Annotated in this window: 10 protein-coding genes; 5 read left to right on the forward strand and 5 right to left on the reverse strand. The window is 71.5% G+C overall.

Annotation, left to right across the window (positions count from 1 at the left end; genetic code table 11):
- Nucleotides 1-7: 7 nt before the first annotated feature.
- Entirely contained in the window at nt 8-1,669 is a 1,662-nt protein-coding gene (locus ABT297_RS29730; protein ID WP_350555650.1) for a glycoside hydrolase family 13 protein, read from the reverse strand.
- A gap of 888 nt (nt 1,670-2,557) precedes the next feature.
- On the opposite strand from ABT297_RS29730, the gene ABT297_RS29735 reads away from it, so the two are divergent.
- The gene (locus ABT297_RS29735; protein WP_350555587.1) at nt 2,558-2,803 is read left to right on the forward strand and encodes a hypothetical protein; all 246 of its coding nucleotides are present in this window, start codon (nt 2,558-2,560) and stop codon (nt 2,801-2,803) included.
- 41 nt (nt 2,804-2,844) lie between these two features.
- On the opposite strand, the gene ABT297_RS29740 is transcribed toward ABT297_RS29735, so the two are convergent.
- Nucleotides 2,845-4,656, reverse strand: a complete 1,812-nt coding sequence (locus tag ABT297_RS29740) for a glycoside hydrolase family 15 protein (protein WP_350555589.1) — start codon at nt 4,654-4,656, stop codon at nt 2,845-2,847.
- A 473-nt stretch (nt 4,657-5,129) separates the two neighbouring features.
- Here ABT297_RS29740 and ABT297_RS29745 point away from each other — a divergent pair, with 473 nt between their 5' ends.
- Together ABT297_RS29745 and ABT297_RS29750 are read left to right on the forward strand one after the other, a co-directional pair.
- A complete protein-coding gene (locus ABT297_RS29745; RefSeq protein WP_350555591.1) occupies nt 5,130-5,501 on the forward strand; it encodes a hypothetical protein in 372 nt (123 codons plus the stop codon).
- 88 nt (nt 5,502-5,589) lie between these two features.
- Entirely contained in the window at nt 5,590-7,617 is a 2,028-nt protein-coding gene (locus ABT297_RS29750) for an NB-ARC domain-containing protein (RefSeq protein ID WP_350555593.1), read from the forward strand.
- A 22-nt stretch (nt 7,618-7,639) separates the two neighbouring features.
- On the opposite strand, the gene ABT297_RS29755 is transcribed toward ABT297_RS29750, so the two are convergent.
- Nucleotides 7,640-8,671 carry a hypothetical protein gene (locus ABT297_RS29755; protein ID WP_350555595.1) on the reverse strand — a complete coding sequence of 344 codons (1,032 nt, stop codon included), beginning with the start codon at nt 8,669-8,671 and terminating at the stop codon, nt 7,640-7,642.
- A 412-nt stretch (nt 8,672-9,083) separates the two neighbouring features.
- On the opposite strand from ABT297_RS29755, the gene ABT297_RS29760 reads away from it, so the two are divergent.
- Complete coding sequence (locus tag ABT297_RS29760; RefSeq protein WP_350555597.1) at nt 9,084-12,014, forward strand: AfsR/SARP family transcriptional regulator; 2,931 nt, start codon at nt 9,084-9,086, stop codon at nt 12,012-12,014.
- 22 nt (nt 12,015-12,036) lie between these two features.
- On the opposite strand, the gene ABT297_RS29765 is transcribed toward ABT297_RS29760, so the two are convergent.
- A complete protein-coding gene (locus ABT297_RS29765) occupies nt 12,037-12,459 on the reverse strand; it encodes a helix-turn-helix transcriptional regulator (RefSeq protein ID WP_350555599.1) in 423 nt (140 codons plus the stop codon).
- Nucleotides 12,460-12,694: 235 nt separating this feature from the next.
- On the opposite strand from ABT297_RS29765, the gene ABT297_RS29770 reads away from it, so the two are divergent.
- Nucleotides 12,695-12,958 (forward strand): hypothetical protein, encoded by a 264-nt coding sequence (locus ABT297_RS29770; RefSeq protein ID WP_350555601.1) that lies wholly within the window; start codon nt 12,695-12,697, stop codon nt 12,956-12,958.
- 26 nt (nt 12,959-12,984) lie between these two features.
- Here ABT297_RS29770 and ABT297_RS29775 read toward each other — a convergent pair whose 3' ends face one another.
- Entirely contained in the window at nt 12,985-13,803 is an 819-nt protein-coding gene (locus ABT297_RS29775; protein WP_350555603.1) for a DNA-formamidopyrimidine glycosylase family protein, read from the reverse strand.
- Nucleotides 13,804-13,827 lie beyond the last annotated feature (24 nt).

A 13,827-nucleotide genomic window follows, 5' to 3' on the forward strand; every position in this document is an offset into this window, starting at 1 on the left:
CTAGCCGTCAGAGCCGGAGCCAGACGGCGGTGTCCGTGGGCAGTCGGCCATCGGGGAGGTCCCCGCTCGCCAGAAGCACCGCGGAATGCTGTGGCAACGACGCCGGATCGGCGCCGAAGTTCACGACGCAGCCGATGTCGCCGCGCGTGAAGGCGAGGACACTGCTGGCCGCGCCGGGAATGTCGAGCCAGGCGAACGGTCCGTCGCACAGCCCGGGTTCGGAGCGCCGCGTGGCGATGACCGCGCGGTACAGCGAGAGCATCGACGCGGGATCGACCGCCTGCGCGTCGACGGCGTGGGCACCCCACCAGCCGGGCAGGGGCAACCAGGGCTCGGCGGTGGTGGCGTCGGGCCGCGGGGCCGAGAACCCGTGCGCGTGGGCGGGGTCGCTCGTCCACGGCAGCGGGACACGACAGCCGTCGCGTCCGGGGTCGACGCCGCCCGAGCGGAAGTGCATCGGGTCCTCGATGGCCCCGAGCGGCAGATCCTCGTTCTCAGGCAGGCCGAGTTCGTCGCCCTGGTACAGGTAGAGGCAGCCCGGCAGCGCCGCGGTCAGCAGCGCCGCCGCGCGGGCCCGGCGGGTGCCGAGCTGACGGTCGGTCGGCGTGCCGAAACGCTTGGCGTCGAACGCGAACGACGTGTCCTCCCGTCCATAGCGGGTGACCGGTCGCGTGATGTCGTGGTTGGACAGGACCCACGTGGCGGGCGCGCCGACGAGCCCGTGCGCATAGAGCGTCGTCTCGATCGACTCGCGCAGCTCCTTGGCGTTCCACGGCCGTACCATGAAATCGAAGTTGAACGCGGTGTGCATCTCGTCGGGCCGCAGGTAGTCCGCGAACCGAGGAATGTCCGGAAGCCAGATCTCGCCCACGAGGACGCGCGGCTCCTCGTACGAGTCGGCGATCGCTCGCCAGCTCCGGTACACGTCGTGCAACTCGTCGCGGTCCGTGAACGGATGCCCGCCGGGCGGCGGGGCGGCCGGGGCCTCGGGCAGCGCCGGATCCTTGATCAACAGCGCGGCGGAGTCGATGCGGATGCCGGCGACGCCGCGGTCGAACCAGAAGCGCAGGATGTCCTCGTGCTCGCGCCGCACATCGGGGTGGTTCCAGTTCACGTCGGGCTGTTCGGGAGTGAACAGGTGCAGATACCACTCGCCGGGCGTGCCGTCCGGGTCCGTGGTGCGGGTCCACGTGCTGCCCTGGAAGCTGGACACCCATCGCGTGGGGATCTGCGAGCCGTCGTCGCCCTTGCCCGGGTGGAACCAGAAACGCTCGCGCTCGGGCGAGCCGGGTCCGGCCTCGATCGCCGCCTTGAACCAGACGTGCTGGTCGGAGACATGGTTCGGGACGATGTCCAGGATGGTCCGCAGGCCCAGCGCGGCGGCCTCGGCGATGAGCGCCTCGGCTTCTTCGATGGTGCCGAAGGCGGGGTCGATCACCCGGTAGTCCGCGACGTCGTAACCGCCGTCGTTCAACGGGGAGAGATACCACGGAGTGAACCAGATCGCGTCGACGCCGAGGTCCTTCAGGTAGGCGAGACGCGCGCGGACTCCCGCGAGATCCCCGGTGCCGTCGCCGTTTCCGTCTGCGAAGGAGCGTGGGTAGATCTGGTAGATGACGGCGTTGCGCCACCACGATGAGGGATGTACCGGCGTCCCGCTCGGGCTCATGCTCACTTGCGGACTCCTTGTTGCCGAGCCTGCTCGGTCGGGGTGTGCCGTAGTAAACCTGCGATGCAGCGACGGTAGCTATTCGACAGCAAGTGTGCAAGAACCAGACGGCCATGTTACCGAAACGCGATCCGTACTTGCAGGCGCATCTGCTGAAAACGCCCGTCCACGCAGGTCACACAGCATGCTTGGTACTTGTGGAGGATGCCGCCCGGGTGATCGCGGCCTCATACATTCAGGCAGGCGATCCTGTCCGGGTCGGCGACCGATGCCGGGAACCAGTCAACCGGCGCGGTCAGCTCGGTCCGAGCGCAGCCGGCGGCCGCCGGGACAGCCCACGGCCCAGGGTCCGGGGGTCGGTCCCGGCTCAGTCTCGGAACGTGACCGTCGGTGCGGCCTTGCGACCGGTATGCGGTGCGTATGCCGCTCCGGGCGAACGCGCCTCGCGGAGCGGGCGGACGGCGGCGCGCAAAGGGCACCGCGAAAAAGGGGCACCGGGGAAGAGGGCACAGCAAAAGACCTACGAGGCGGTTTCCCTTCGCCAGCATTGCCTGGATCAGGTAGTGGGGATCGCCGTTCAGCCTCTCGGTTGTTCGACCTCTCAGCTCAACTGTCATCCAGTTGGGCTCTCCCGCACGTCTCGTAGGCCCACATCCGAAGTTACTCCCTCGGCGGCGCGACGTGGGGTGAGCTGCCGGGTGATCGCGGGTGGCCGCGCCGTGAGGACGCGCGGGGTGATCCGAGTGGAGGCGCGCATGACGGCCAGCAGGTATCCGGTGGTGCGGAAACCCGCAGCCGGAGAATCCCGCTGGCGCCGAGGCGGTCGCTCACCGGTACGAGCGAATGTGGATTCAACGCCCACACCCCCCGTTGGACAGGTGGTCCACCATGACGACCCACACCGTTGACCCGGTCCTGTGCATGGCGCTGTTCGTCTCCGACGCCCCCGGGTCCCGTGAACTCGACGACGCCACAATTCGCGAGACCGTCGACCGCACGCTCGAACGGCTCGGGCCGGACGAGTGCTACGCCCGCGCCGCGGAAGTGTTCGGCGACCGTCCCGAGACGGCGCTCGACCGGATCCAGTGGGCGCGCGAGCTGTGCACCCGCGCGATGGCGGTCCCGGCAGCCTGATAGGCCGCCGCCACCTGGCTTTCCGGCACCGGACGAACCGGTCAGCCCAGAGCCCGGTCGAGGTTGAACGCGGCGCTGATCAGCGCGAAGTGCGTGAAGGCCTGCGGGAAGTTGCCCTGTTGCTCACCGGCGCGGCCGATCTGCTCGGCGTACAGGCCGAGGTGGTTGGCGTAGGTCAGCATCTTCTCGAACGCCAGCCGCGCCTCGTCGAGCCGCCCGGCACGGGTCAGGGCCTCGACGTACCAGAACGAGCAGATCGAGAAGGTGCCCTCCTCCCCGCGGAGGCCGTCCGGGCTGGCGGCGGGGTCGTAGCGGTACACCAGCGAGTCGGACACCAGCTCCGCGGCGAGCGCCTCGAGGGTGGCGAGCCATTTCGGGTCGGTGGGCGCGATGAACTTCGTCAGGGGCATCATCAGGACGGCGGCGTCGAGGACGTCGTTGTCCTCCTGCTGTACGAACGCCCGCCGGGTGGTGGACCAGCCGCGGCGCATGATCTGCCGGTAGATCGTGTCGCGGGCCCGTCCCCAGCGCGGGATGTCGGCGGGCAGGCCGCGGTGGTTGGCCATCCGCATGGCCCGTTCGATCGCCACCCAGCACATCAGCCTCGAGTACAGGAAGTTCTTGCGCCCGCCGCGGGTCTCCCAGATGCCTTCGTCCGGCTGGTCCCAGTTGTCGCAGACCCAGTCCACCACGGCGGAGACCGCATCCCAGAGGTCGCTGGAGATGGGCTGTCCCCACTTGTCGTAGAGGTAGACCGAGTCGATGAGCGCACCGTAGATGTCGAGCTGGAGCTGGTCGGCGGCGGCGTTGCCGATGCGCACCGGGGTGGAGCCCTCGTATCCGTCCAGGTGGTCCAGTTCGCATTCGGGCAGGTGGGTGCGGCCGTCGATGCCGTACATGATCTGCAGCGGGCCGGACGGGCTGTTGCCCTGCCGGGTGATGCGATCGGCCAGAAACGTCATGAAGGCCGCGGCCTCGCCGGTGAAGCCCAGTCGCAGGAGCGCATAGGCGCAGAAGGCGGCATCGCGGATCCACACGTACCGGTAGTCCCAGTTGCGCTCGCCGCCGATCCGCTCGGGCAGGCTGGTCGTCGGCGCGGCCACGATCGCGCCGGTCGGTGCGTAGGTGAGCAGCTTGAGGGTCAGTGCCGAGCGGTGCACGGTCTCGCGCCACCGGCCGCGGTACCGGGAGGCGGACAGCCATCGCCGCCAGAACGCCACCGTGGCGCTGAACTCCTGCTCGGCCTCGGCGTGCGGGCACCCGCGAGGCTCGACGTCGTCACCGACCCGGTCGAGCGCGAACACCGCTGACTCGCCCTCCAGGAGCTTGAACGTCGCCGTCGCGTCCAGGGCGTCGTGTTCGACCGGCACGGTGGCGGTCAGCGCGAGCGACAGGCCGGCGGACTCGAAGCGCGTCTGGCCGGCGTGCCACCGGACGGTGTGCGGCTGCCTGGCGTAGTCGAACCGGGGAGCCACCCGTGCCCGGAACGGGATCGCGCCACGCACGCACAGGACGCGCCGGATCAGCCGGTGGCGGCCCGCCTCGCCGGACTCACCGGCGACCGGCATGAAATCCTGGACCTCGCCGACGCCGTCCTCGGTGAAGAATCGGGTGATCAGCACGTTGGTGTCGGGGAAGTAGAACTGCTTGGTCCGCGCCGGCACGTCGGCGGCCAGCTCGAACGACCCGCCCCGGTCGGCGTCGAGGATCGAGCCGAACACGCTCGGGGCGTCGAAGCGGGGACAGCAGTACCAGTCGATGGTGCCGTCGGTGCCCACCAGGGCCACGGTGCGCAGGTCGCCGATCAGGCCGTGCTCGGCAATCGGCAGATATCCGGATGCCGCACCGTTCATACGTGGGTACTTCCCCAATTCGGGGCCCGCCTAACGAGCGGCCACCTTGGCGTGAAGCCGAATTTGGCCAGCAGCGGGACAGGTGAACCGGCAGGTCATGGCACCGTGTTGCCACATGGCCACTTTATGAACTACGATCACCTCAAGAGAAACCGACGGCGCGGAGCACCGTCGGCATCTCGTTATCACAGCCAGATCCAGCACGCAACATTGGCGAACGTGGCCGAATCATCGACTTCAGGCGTGTCAACGCCCGGAGAGTCGGGCACCAATGGCTCCCCTCGAGCACCCAAGCTGAACGATCAAGCGGGTAGGGACCCTACGCCACTTCTGCGCGCTTATGCCAATGCTGCCGATTGCGACCTTTCGGGCACACATCGTTATCCACAATGACCGCCGGACTGCGCTCCGAAGCGATACAGTCACCGTTAGACGGATTGACGTCCATCGCGGTAACGCGCCGGAGGCCGCGCATGCCCGACGAGATTGCCCTGGTCATTGCCACGACGCTGGCCGCGAAAGGGGCCGAGGCCGTCATCGCGGGCGGCCGAAACGCCTTCTCCGCGCTCGCCGGGCTGCTCCGCGGGCACTTCGTGGCCAACCGGCGAGCAGCGACCGCGCTCGACCGGGCGCTCGCCGATCCCCGCGACCGCCAGGGCCAGCTGGCGCTCGCCGATGCGCTCGCCGCGGCGATGGCGGCCGATCCGCGGTTCGCCGCGCAGGTGCTCGCGCATTGGCGGACCGCCCGCACCGAGGATTTGAGCGGGTTGGTCGTGAATCACGTCAGCGGCGCGGCGCACAAGGTCATACAGGCCAGAGACATTCATGGCGACGTCTCCATCTGAGCCATCGGAGAGCCAGGCGGCCGGCACGCGAAACGATCTTTCCGGAACGGTCGTCGGGCCCATGGTGCAGGCCGGCTCCATCCGCACCGTGCATTTGCACCAGGCGCCCGCCAGATCGGCGGTACCGCGCCAATTACCGCCGCCGGCGCCGCATTTCACGAGCCGCACCGGCGAGCTCGCGCAGCTGGACACGCTGCTCGGCCGCGGCGGGGCGATGCCGGCGATCCTCACCGGACCGGGCGGCATCGGCAAGACCGCGCTGGCGCTGCAATGGGCGCACAGCGTCAAGCACCGGTTCCCGGACGGCCAGCTGTACGTCGACCTCGACGGGTTCAGCGACAACGAGCCGGTCGATCCCGGCGTCGCGTTGACGATGTTCCTCCGCGGACTGGGGGTCGCCCCGCAACACGTTCCCGGGACTCCCGCCGAACAGTCGGCGCTCTACCGGTCGATCACCGCCGACCGGTCGGTCCTGGTGATCCTGGACAACGCCCGCACGCCCTCGCAGGTGCGAGGGCTCGTGCCCGCCTCCGCGACGAGCGCGGTTGTGGTGACCAGCCGCAGCCGCCTCGCCGGGCTGGTTCCAGGCGGCGCCCGGATCATCGACGTGCCGCCGCTGCGGGCCCGCGACTCGGTCGCGCTGCTGGCACGTGCCGTGGGCGGGGCCCGGATCGCCCGCGAGCGCGGCGGGGCCCAGGATCTCGCCGACATCTGCGGCGGGCTGCCGCTCGCGCTGCTGGTGGCCGCGGCCCGGCTCGCGGCCAGGCCGAGGCTGTCAGTCGCCCGGGTGGCCGTGGAACTGGCCAACGAGGCGACCCGGCTCGAGGGACTGTCGGTGCCCGAGGGATTGTCGGTGCGTGCCGCGTTCGACCTGTCGTACCGAACCTTGAACAGCGATGCGGCGACGTTGTATCGCAGGTTGAGCCTGCACCCGGGCGTCGATTTCGGGTCGGGCGTCGTGGATGCGCTCGCCACCGCCGCCGGATGCGCCGGCGCGCGGGCGCCGATCGAGGCCCTGCTGCAGGCGAGCCTGCTCCAGGAGCGCCACGAGGAGCGGTTCCGGTTCCACGACCTGGTCCGGCTCCACGCCCGGCTGAAGGCGCAGGAGGACGACGCCGGCGACCGCGACGCCGCGGTCCTGACCATGGCGGAGTGGTACCTCGCGGCGGCCCGCCGCGCCGACGCGGTTCTGACGCCGTATCGCACCGGACCGTCCTACGCGGCCGCGACCGAGCCGGCGAGCCTCCCCCGCTTCGGCGGCCGCGACGACGCGCTGCGCTGGCTGGACCGGGAGCGGGCGAACCTCATCGCGGCCAGTCGGGTCGCGCTGGAGCTCGGGAACGCGGCCCTGGCGTGGCATTTGTCTGACGCGCTGTGGCCACTGCTGCTTTTCGTCAAGCCTCCTTTGCGGGAGCGGCTGGAGGTGGACAGCCGCGGCGTGGCGGCGGCGCGACTGTGGGGCGAGCCGGCCGCCGAGGCCGTGATGCTGCGGCGGCTCAGCCGGGTACTGACGAAGCTGGGCGACTACGCGGCCGCCGAGTCGCACGCGCACGCCGCGATCCGGCGGTACGGCGACGCGGGGGATCCGCGCGGGCGGCTCGACGCGCAGCAGGACCTCGCCTCCGTGTACCGCGAATCGGGCCGGGAGGAGCGGGCGGCCGCCATGCTCTTCGGCGTGCTCGCCGGGTACCGCCGGCTCGGCGACTCCCGCGGCGTCGGCCTGACGCTCATCGGCCTGGGCATGCTGCTGCCGGGCCTCGGACGGGCGGCGGAGGCCGTCGTCCTGCTGCGAGAGGCCCGGGCGGCGTTCGGCGATGCGGCCGTGGCCGATCCGTACAACGGGGTCCGCGTGACCCTCGGCCTGGCCGGTGCCCTGCTCGCCACCGGTGACCTCCCCGCGGCGGAGCGGGCCGCCGCCGAGGCCGCGCGCGGCATGCGCGACCTCGGCGCGTCGCACGAGCAGGCGGAGGCGCTGGCACTGCTCGGGCGCATCGCCCTGCGGCGCGATGACGCCGGGGCGGCGCGGCGGCACTACCGCGCGGCGATGGAGCTGTTCGCCGCTGCCGGCTCGCCCCGCGCCTCCGCGGTGCGCGCCGAGTTGCGGCTGGCAGGCTGAGCCGCCGACGCCGGCCGGCCGCTCACGACGGCCACGGCCCGTGCTCACCCCTGAGGATCCTGGGAACGGGAACCGGATCCGGCCTCCGGTGCCGGGCCGGCGCGTCCAGCCGCAGCAGCTCGTACATCGTCCGGTTGATGCGCGGGCCCGCCTCCCCCGGGCACGAGGTCAGCGCGGCGGCGACGGCCGCCGGGTCGACCGTCCGCGCGCGGCGCAACTGCGGCAGCAGCGGCCGGTCCGGGTCAAGCCGCTCCGCGCGGGTCGCGACGATCTCCTGCGCCGAACCGCGCGCGGTCGCCGGACGAAGACCGCCGACCTGCAGGACCTGACGTTCGACGGCGGCGGCGTACGCGGTGACCGAACCGTGGTCGCCGATCACACAGTCCGCGGCGACGACGAGGCTCCTCCAGTCGCCGGTCGGATCGAGCACGATCAGCCCGGCGTCGCGGCAGTCGCGCAGCCACGCCCAGACCTGGCGCCGGCCGTGCGCGCTCCACACCGCCGGATGCAGCAGGGCGGCCACCCGGAACTCGTCGGGCGGCAGCTGGTCGACCAGCCGCGGCAGCAGGTCCGGCTCGCCGCCGAACAGCCCGTCGGTGCCCCATGTCGAGCCGACCACCACGAGCCGGTGGCCGGCCGGCACGGCGAGCGAGTCGCGGTAGTGCTGCCGCCACGGCAGGCTGGCGACCAGCCGGTCGAGGCACGGATCGCCGGCCAGCACCGCGACCCGCAGCGCCTCCGGGCACTGACGGCGCAGGATCTCACGATCATGCTCGTGGGCGAGGATGAGCGCGGAGGGCAGGACTCGGCCGTCGCGGGTCAGCCGCGGGCCGTCCAGCCCGTACACCACAGGCTCGGCGAGGGCCGGACCGCCGGCGATTCGATCCGGGCGGGCGAGCTTGCCCCACCCGGCGCCATGCGCCATGACCACGATCGGGGCATGCAGCTCGTGCAGGCCGCCGTAGGCCGCGGCGAGCGCCAGGTCGAACCGGTGCCGGATCGCCTGCTCCCACGGCACGACACACGCGCCGAGTTCCGAAAGGAATCGCGGCACCGTGTGATTGAACACGTCGGGCGCCACCGTGAAAAGGAATTGAATGCGTGAATCAGATTCAATATGATCGATGATGTCGAGAATTCGGCTACAGCTCACGATCGTGTGGGCCACGATCAAGACATTTCGGCATCCGGGCCGGCTGACCCATCTCGGAGCGTCAATCCCGATCGGCGTTCGAGGCCAGTCCTGCGAGGTCATCGACACCACCACCCTTGGCGAGAAAGTTCGCGGTTCGGGCAGCGTGCGACCAGGCGGTTGTACGCGTTGTTGCGGACGGTCTTGCAATCGACTTGCCGCGGGCTGGACGAGACGATGTCGGATATCAGCTCAATGTGCACACCGGCTTGGTCGGCCGCCGTGTCGGGCACACACTGAGGATGCGACCTCGGGACGGATTGAGAGGAGCAGCGTGGACTTCGTCATCCTCGGACCAACAGCGCTGCACGTCGATGGGAAATCGATCCCGCTGGGCACCGCCAAGCAGCGCGGCATGCTCGCGCTGCTGCTCTATCACGCCGGTGAACCCGTTAGGGTCGATACGATATTCGAACACCTCTGGAATGGCCAGCACAAGTCGGTGAGCAGGACGAATCTGTACTCGATGGTCAGCCGGATTCGCGCCGCGCTGGGCCAGGCCGACCTCGGCGAAGCCCTGGTCCGGGTGCCGAGCACCGGGGCGTACCGGCTCGACATCGATCCGGGACTCGTCGATTACCATCGGTTTCAGCGCCTTGTGGCGCACGGCCGTGACGCCGCACGACAGCATCGATACGACGCCGCGGTCAAGGCGTTCGACAACGCGACACGGCTCTGGCACGACGAGCCGCTGGCCGACCTGCACGCCGCGCGCGCCGAGGACCTGCGCCGGCACATGAACAACGCGCTGCTCGGCGCTCAGAAACTGCTCGCCGAGAGCCTGCTGCGGCTCGGCCGGCACCATCGGACCCTCGCCGAAATCGAACCACTCATGCGGGCCAACGACCTCGACGAAACGCTCGCACAGCTTTGGGTGAGCGCGTTGTGCGGCGCCGGGCAGGAGCATGAGGCACGCACGTTCCTGCAGGACTTTCGGCGTCGTTTCCGCCGGCACCTGCGGGCCGAAACGACGGTCGAGCTGCCACACCTGGGCAGGGCCAAACATCGGGTCGGCACGGCCATGGAGCAGATCGACGACTCGCGGCGCGCCATGCCGCCGCAGCAGCTGCCGAAGGACATCGGCGATTTCGTCGGGCACGAGCCGCTGCTGGCCACGCTCGACGCGCTGGCCGCACCCGAAACCGCGGCGGCCACCGTGGTGGCGATCAGCGGAATGCCCGGCGTCGGCAAGACCACCTTGGCGGTGCATTGGGCCTACCGGCAGCGGCGCCGATTCCCGGACGGGAACCTGTATCTCAATGCCCGCGCGTACGGGCCGACCGCGGCGGTGGACCCCGAGGACGCTCTGGGCCGCTTCCTGGACGCCCTCGACGTACCGCCCGATCGGATGCCCGCCGGCCTGGACCAGCGCCGCAGCCGGTACAACCAGCTGCTGGCCGAGCGCCGCATGCTGATCCTGCTCGACAACGTCCGGGACGCCGGCCAGGTCCGCCCGCTCATCCCGACCGCCGACGGTTGCGTCACGTTGATCACCAGCCGGACGCGCCTGCGCGGTCTCAGCGTCCGCGACGGGATCCCCAGCGTCACCGTCCCGCCGCTGGCCGAGACGAACGGCCTGGCCCTGCTCGGACGGACCATCGGCGCCGCGCGGACCAGGGCGGAGCCGGACGCGGTCGGAGCGCTCGCCCGGCTGTCCGCCGGCCTGCCGCTGGCGCTGCGAATCATCGGAGACCAGGTCGCCGAGCGGCCGCGGGCGGCGGTCGCCGACCTGGTCGGCGAGCTCACCGGCCGGCTGCTCGACGCCGACAGCGACGACGACGAAGCGAGCCTGCGGACCGTATTCGCGTGGTCGTACCAGGCCCTCGCACCCGACGCCGCACGACTCTTCCGGCTCCTCGGGCTGCAACCGGGCCCGACCATCGGCCCGGAGGCCGGCGCGGCGCTGCTCGGCGCCGACGCCGCGCGCGCGGAGCAGCTGCTCAACGGGCTGGCCAGGATGGGCCTGATCAACCACGACACCGCGCGACGCTGGCGCCCGCACGACCTGCTGCGCCGGTTCGCGGCCGATCGGGCCGTCGAGGAGGACTCGTCGGACGCACGCTCCGCCGCGCTGCGGCGCCTGTTGGACTGGTCGGTGCTGTCCGGCGCCAACGCCCTCGCCGTGCTGGCGCCCGATCGCGCGCCGGTTCCGGACCTTCCGGCGCCGTCCGCCGTCACGCCGCGGACGTTCGCCGCCGACCGCGAGGCGATGGCGTGGTGCGAGGCGGAGCGGGAGAACCTCGGCGCGGCCGGACTATGGGCCGGCCGCAACGGATTCGACCGGCACGGATGGCAACTGCCCCAGGTGCTGCTGGAGACCTTCCAGCGACGCGGCCACCTGGAGGAGGCCCTGCCGCTGCTGCGATCGGCACTCGCCGCGGCGGAACGCGACGGTCACGAGATCGCGCAGATCGGCACCCTGAACAACCTCGGCGCCATGTACTTCGCGCTGCACGACTACGCGAACGCCCTGACGAGCTTCGACGGCGCGCTTCGGCTGGCCCGCCGGAGCGGCGATACCGGGACGGAGACGATGTGCCTGCACAACCTGGCGGCGGTACACCTGAGCAACGGTGACGCCCCGATGGCCGCCCGCATCCACCGCTCGGTCCTCGCCGCCTGCCGCGCCGGCGGAAACTCGACGGGCGAGGCGTCCGCGCTGCACCGGCTCGGCGACGCCCTGCGCCGGATGGGCCGGCACGACGAGGCGGCGACGCACTACCTCGACGCGCTGCACATCCGCGAGCGGACGGGCTCGTTGCGCGGTCAGGGCAGCCTGCACCGCACCCTGGCCGAGCTCTACCTCGCCACCGGCCGGCCCGCCCGCGCCCTCGGCCACGGCGAGCGGGCGCTCGACTTCCACGCCCGGGCGAGAGACGACCCGGGCCTCTGCGACGCGCTCGTCACGATCGCGGACGTCAGGCGTGCCCTCGGCTCGAACCGCAGCGCGGTCCGGGACGCCGAGCAGGCGATCTCGCTGAGCGTCGACCTTGCCGACACCCGCCGCCACTGCCAGGCCCTGGCGGCGCTGGTGGACGCGCTCGCGGCGGTGGGTGACCATGCGCTCGCCAACCTCCGGTCCGTGGAGGCACTGGCCCTGCTGGACGAGGTCGACGACCCGCAACTGCGCCCGGTCCGCGACCGCCTGAACTCCGTCGCCGGCCCCGGCCGGGCACCGCGACCGCCGGACTCGCCGGCACATTAGTCCGCGTCCGGGCGAACGGTCGTCACACCGGCTCTCGGTTCCTGATCGGTCGCATGACCTGCTTGGCGACGCAGGCGGGGATGCCACTGGCGTGTTCGGCGGCCAGGCGGCGGTAGCTGCTCGGCGACATGCCGACCAGTTCGGAGAACCGCGTGCTGAAGGTGCCAAGCGACGAGCAACCGACCGCGAAGCAGACCTCGGTGACCGACAGGTCACCGCGTCGCAGCAGGGTCATGGCCCTCTCGATGCGCCGGGTCATGAGGTAGCTGTAGGGCGACTCGCCGTAGGCGGCACGGAACGCCCGGCTCAGGTGTCCGGCCGAGAGATGGACGCCGCGCGCCAGCGCCTCGACGTCCAGCGGCTGCGCATAGTCACGGTCGATCCGGTCGCGGACGCGGCGCAGCAGGGCGAGGTCGCGCAGGCGCGGGTCGGGTCTGCTGGTCACAGAGACAGCCTGCCTTGCGAACGGCCTCGCGGCCTAGGCCCGACTGGGACAAAAGCACCCATAGGGGGCGCTCCTGCCCGGAGGGTGATGCGGGTTGAGGCGGGCATACCTGCCAGCGGGTATCCCCTGGTGCGGAAACCCGTAGCCGGAGAATCCCGCTGGCGCCGAGGTCATGATGCGACGGTACGAGGGACGGTGGAGTCAACACCCACACCCCGTTGAACAGGTGATCACGATGACGACCACGACTTGCCCGGTTGACCCGGTCCTGTGCATGGCTCTGTTCGTCTCAGACGCCCCCAAGTCGCGCGACCTGGACGACGCCACCATCCGCGAGACCGTCGACCGCACCCTCGAGCGGCTCGGGCCCGACGAGTGCTACGCCCGCGCCGCCGAGGAGTTCGGCGACCACCCCGAACTCGCCCTCGGCCGCATCCAGTGGGCGCGTGAGCTGTGCACCCGCGCCATGGCGCCGGCGCTCGCCGGCGCCGCCGCCTGACGGTCGGGCTCCACCTCGCCGAATGCCTAGGGCTGTTCGCGCGAACACCACCAGGTCGTCCGGCCGCCGACCGTGCCGCGCAGCATCGGCGCCCCGCACCTCGGGCAGACGGCGTCGGCTCGCCGGGCCGGGACGACCGACAGCGCGTGGACGCCGCCGCCGGCGAGAGCCGCGGCGACGGCGGCCCGCAGTCCGCGGTGCAGCCGGTCGACCTCCGCGCGTGACAGGCCGTCGACCGTACGCGCCGGATTGAGCTCGGCCAGCCAGAGCGCCTGATCGGCGAGCAGGTTGCCCACCCCCGCGATCGCCTCCTGGTCGAGCAGGCGAGCCTTGACCGGCGCTGCGCCCCGCGCCATCACCGCCCGGAGCTGGGCCGGGGTGATCTCACCGGCATCCGGCCCCAGCCGTTCGACCGGCGGGTCGAGGCGTACGCGGCCGAGCCGCCGGGGATCCAGGAGCAGCAGGCTCGTCCCGTCCTCGAAACCGAGCGAGAACCGGGTGAACCGGTGGTCTCCCCGCGCCCGCCCGCGCCGCCAGTAGTCGCCGCCGTCGACCTCCCGCCCGTCCTCGCCGGCGAACACGACCTTGCCCGACATGCCGAGGTGGATACCGAGGGCCGGGCCGGCCACCCGGGAGCCGCGCAGGCCCGAGGTCTCGCACCACATGCTCTTGCCGCGCCGGTTGGCCTCGGTCAGCCGCCGCCCCAGCAGGGCCGCGCGAATCTCGCCGGGCGGGTGGGGGCGGCACACGTAGGTGTCCGCGTCGTCGACGTCGACGATGAGGCGCCCGAGCGCGTGCCGCTGCACGACCGCGCGGGCCGACTCGACCTCGGGAAGCTCCGGCACCCTGGCGAGGTTAGCGCCCTGGGA

Origin of the sequence: Dactylosporangium sp. NPDC000555 (assembly GCF_040300025.1) — a bacterium.
Lineage (GTDB): Bacteria > Actinomycetota > Actinomycetes > Mycobacteriales > Micromonosporaceae > Dactylosporangium.

Excerpts from the sequence above, each read along its gene's own strand:
- ABT297_RS29730 (WP_350555650.1), bottom strand. The coding sequence starts at position 1,669 with ATGAGCCCGAGCGGGACGCCGGTACATCCCTCATCGTGGTGGCGCAAC.
- ABT297_RS29770 (WP_350555601.1), top strand. The coding sequence starts at position 12,695 with ATGACGACCACGACTTGCCCGGTTGACCCGGTCCTGTGCATGGCTCTG.
- ABT297_RS29740 (WP_350555589.1), bottom strand. The coding sequence starts at position 4,656 with ATGAACGGTGCGGCATCCGGATATCTGCCGATTGCCGAGCACGGCCTG.
- ABT297_RS29745 (WP_350555591.1), top strand. The coding sequence starts at position 5,130 with ATGCCCGACGAGATTGCCCTGGTCATTGCCACGACGCTGGCCGCGAAA.
- ABT297_RS29735 (WP_350555587.1), top strand. The coding sequence starts at position 2,558 with ATGACGACCCACACCGTTGACCCGGTCCTGTGCATGGCGCTGTTCGTC.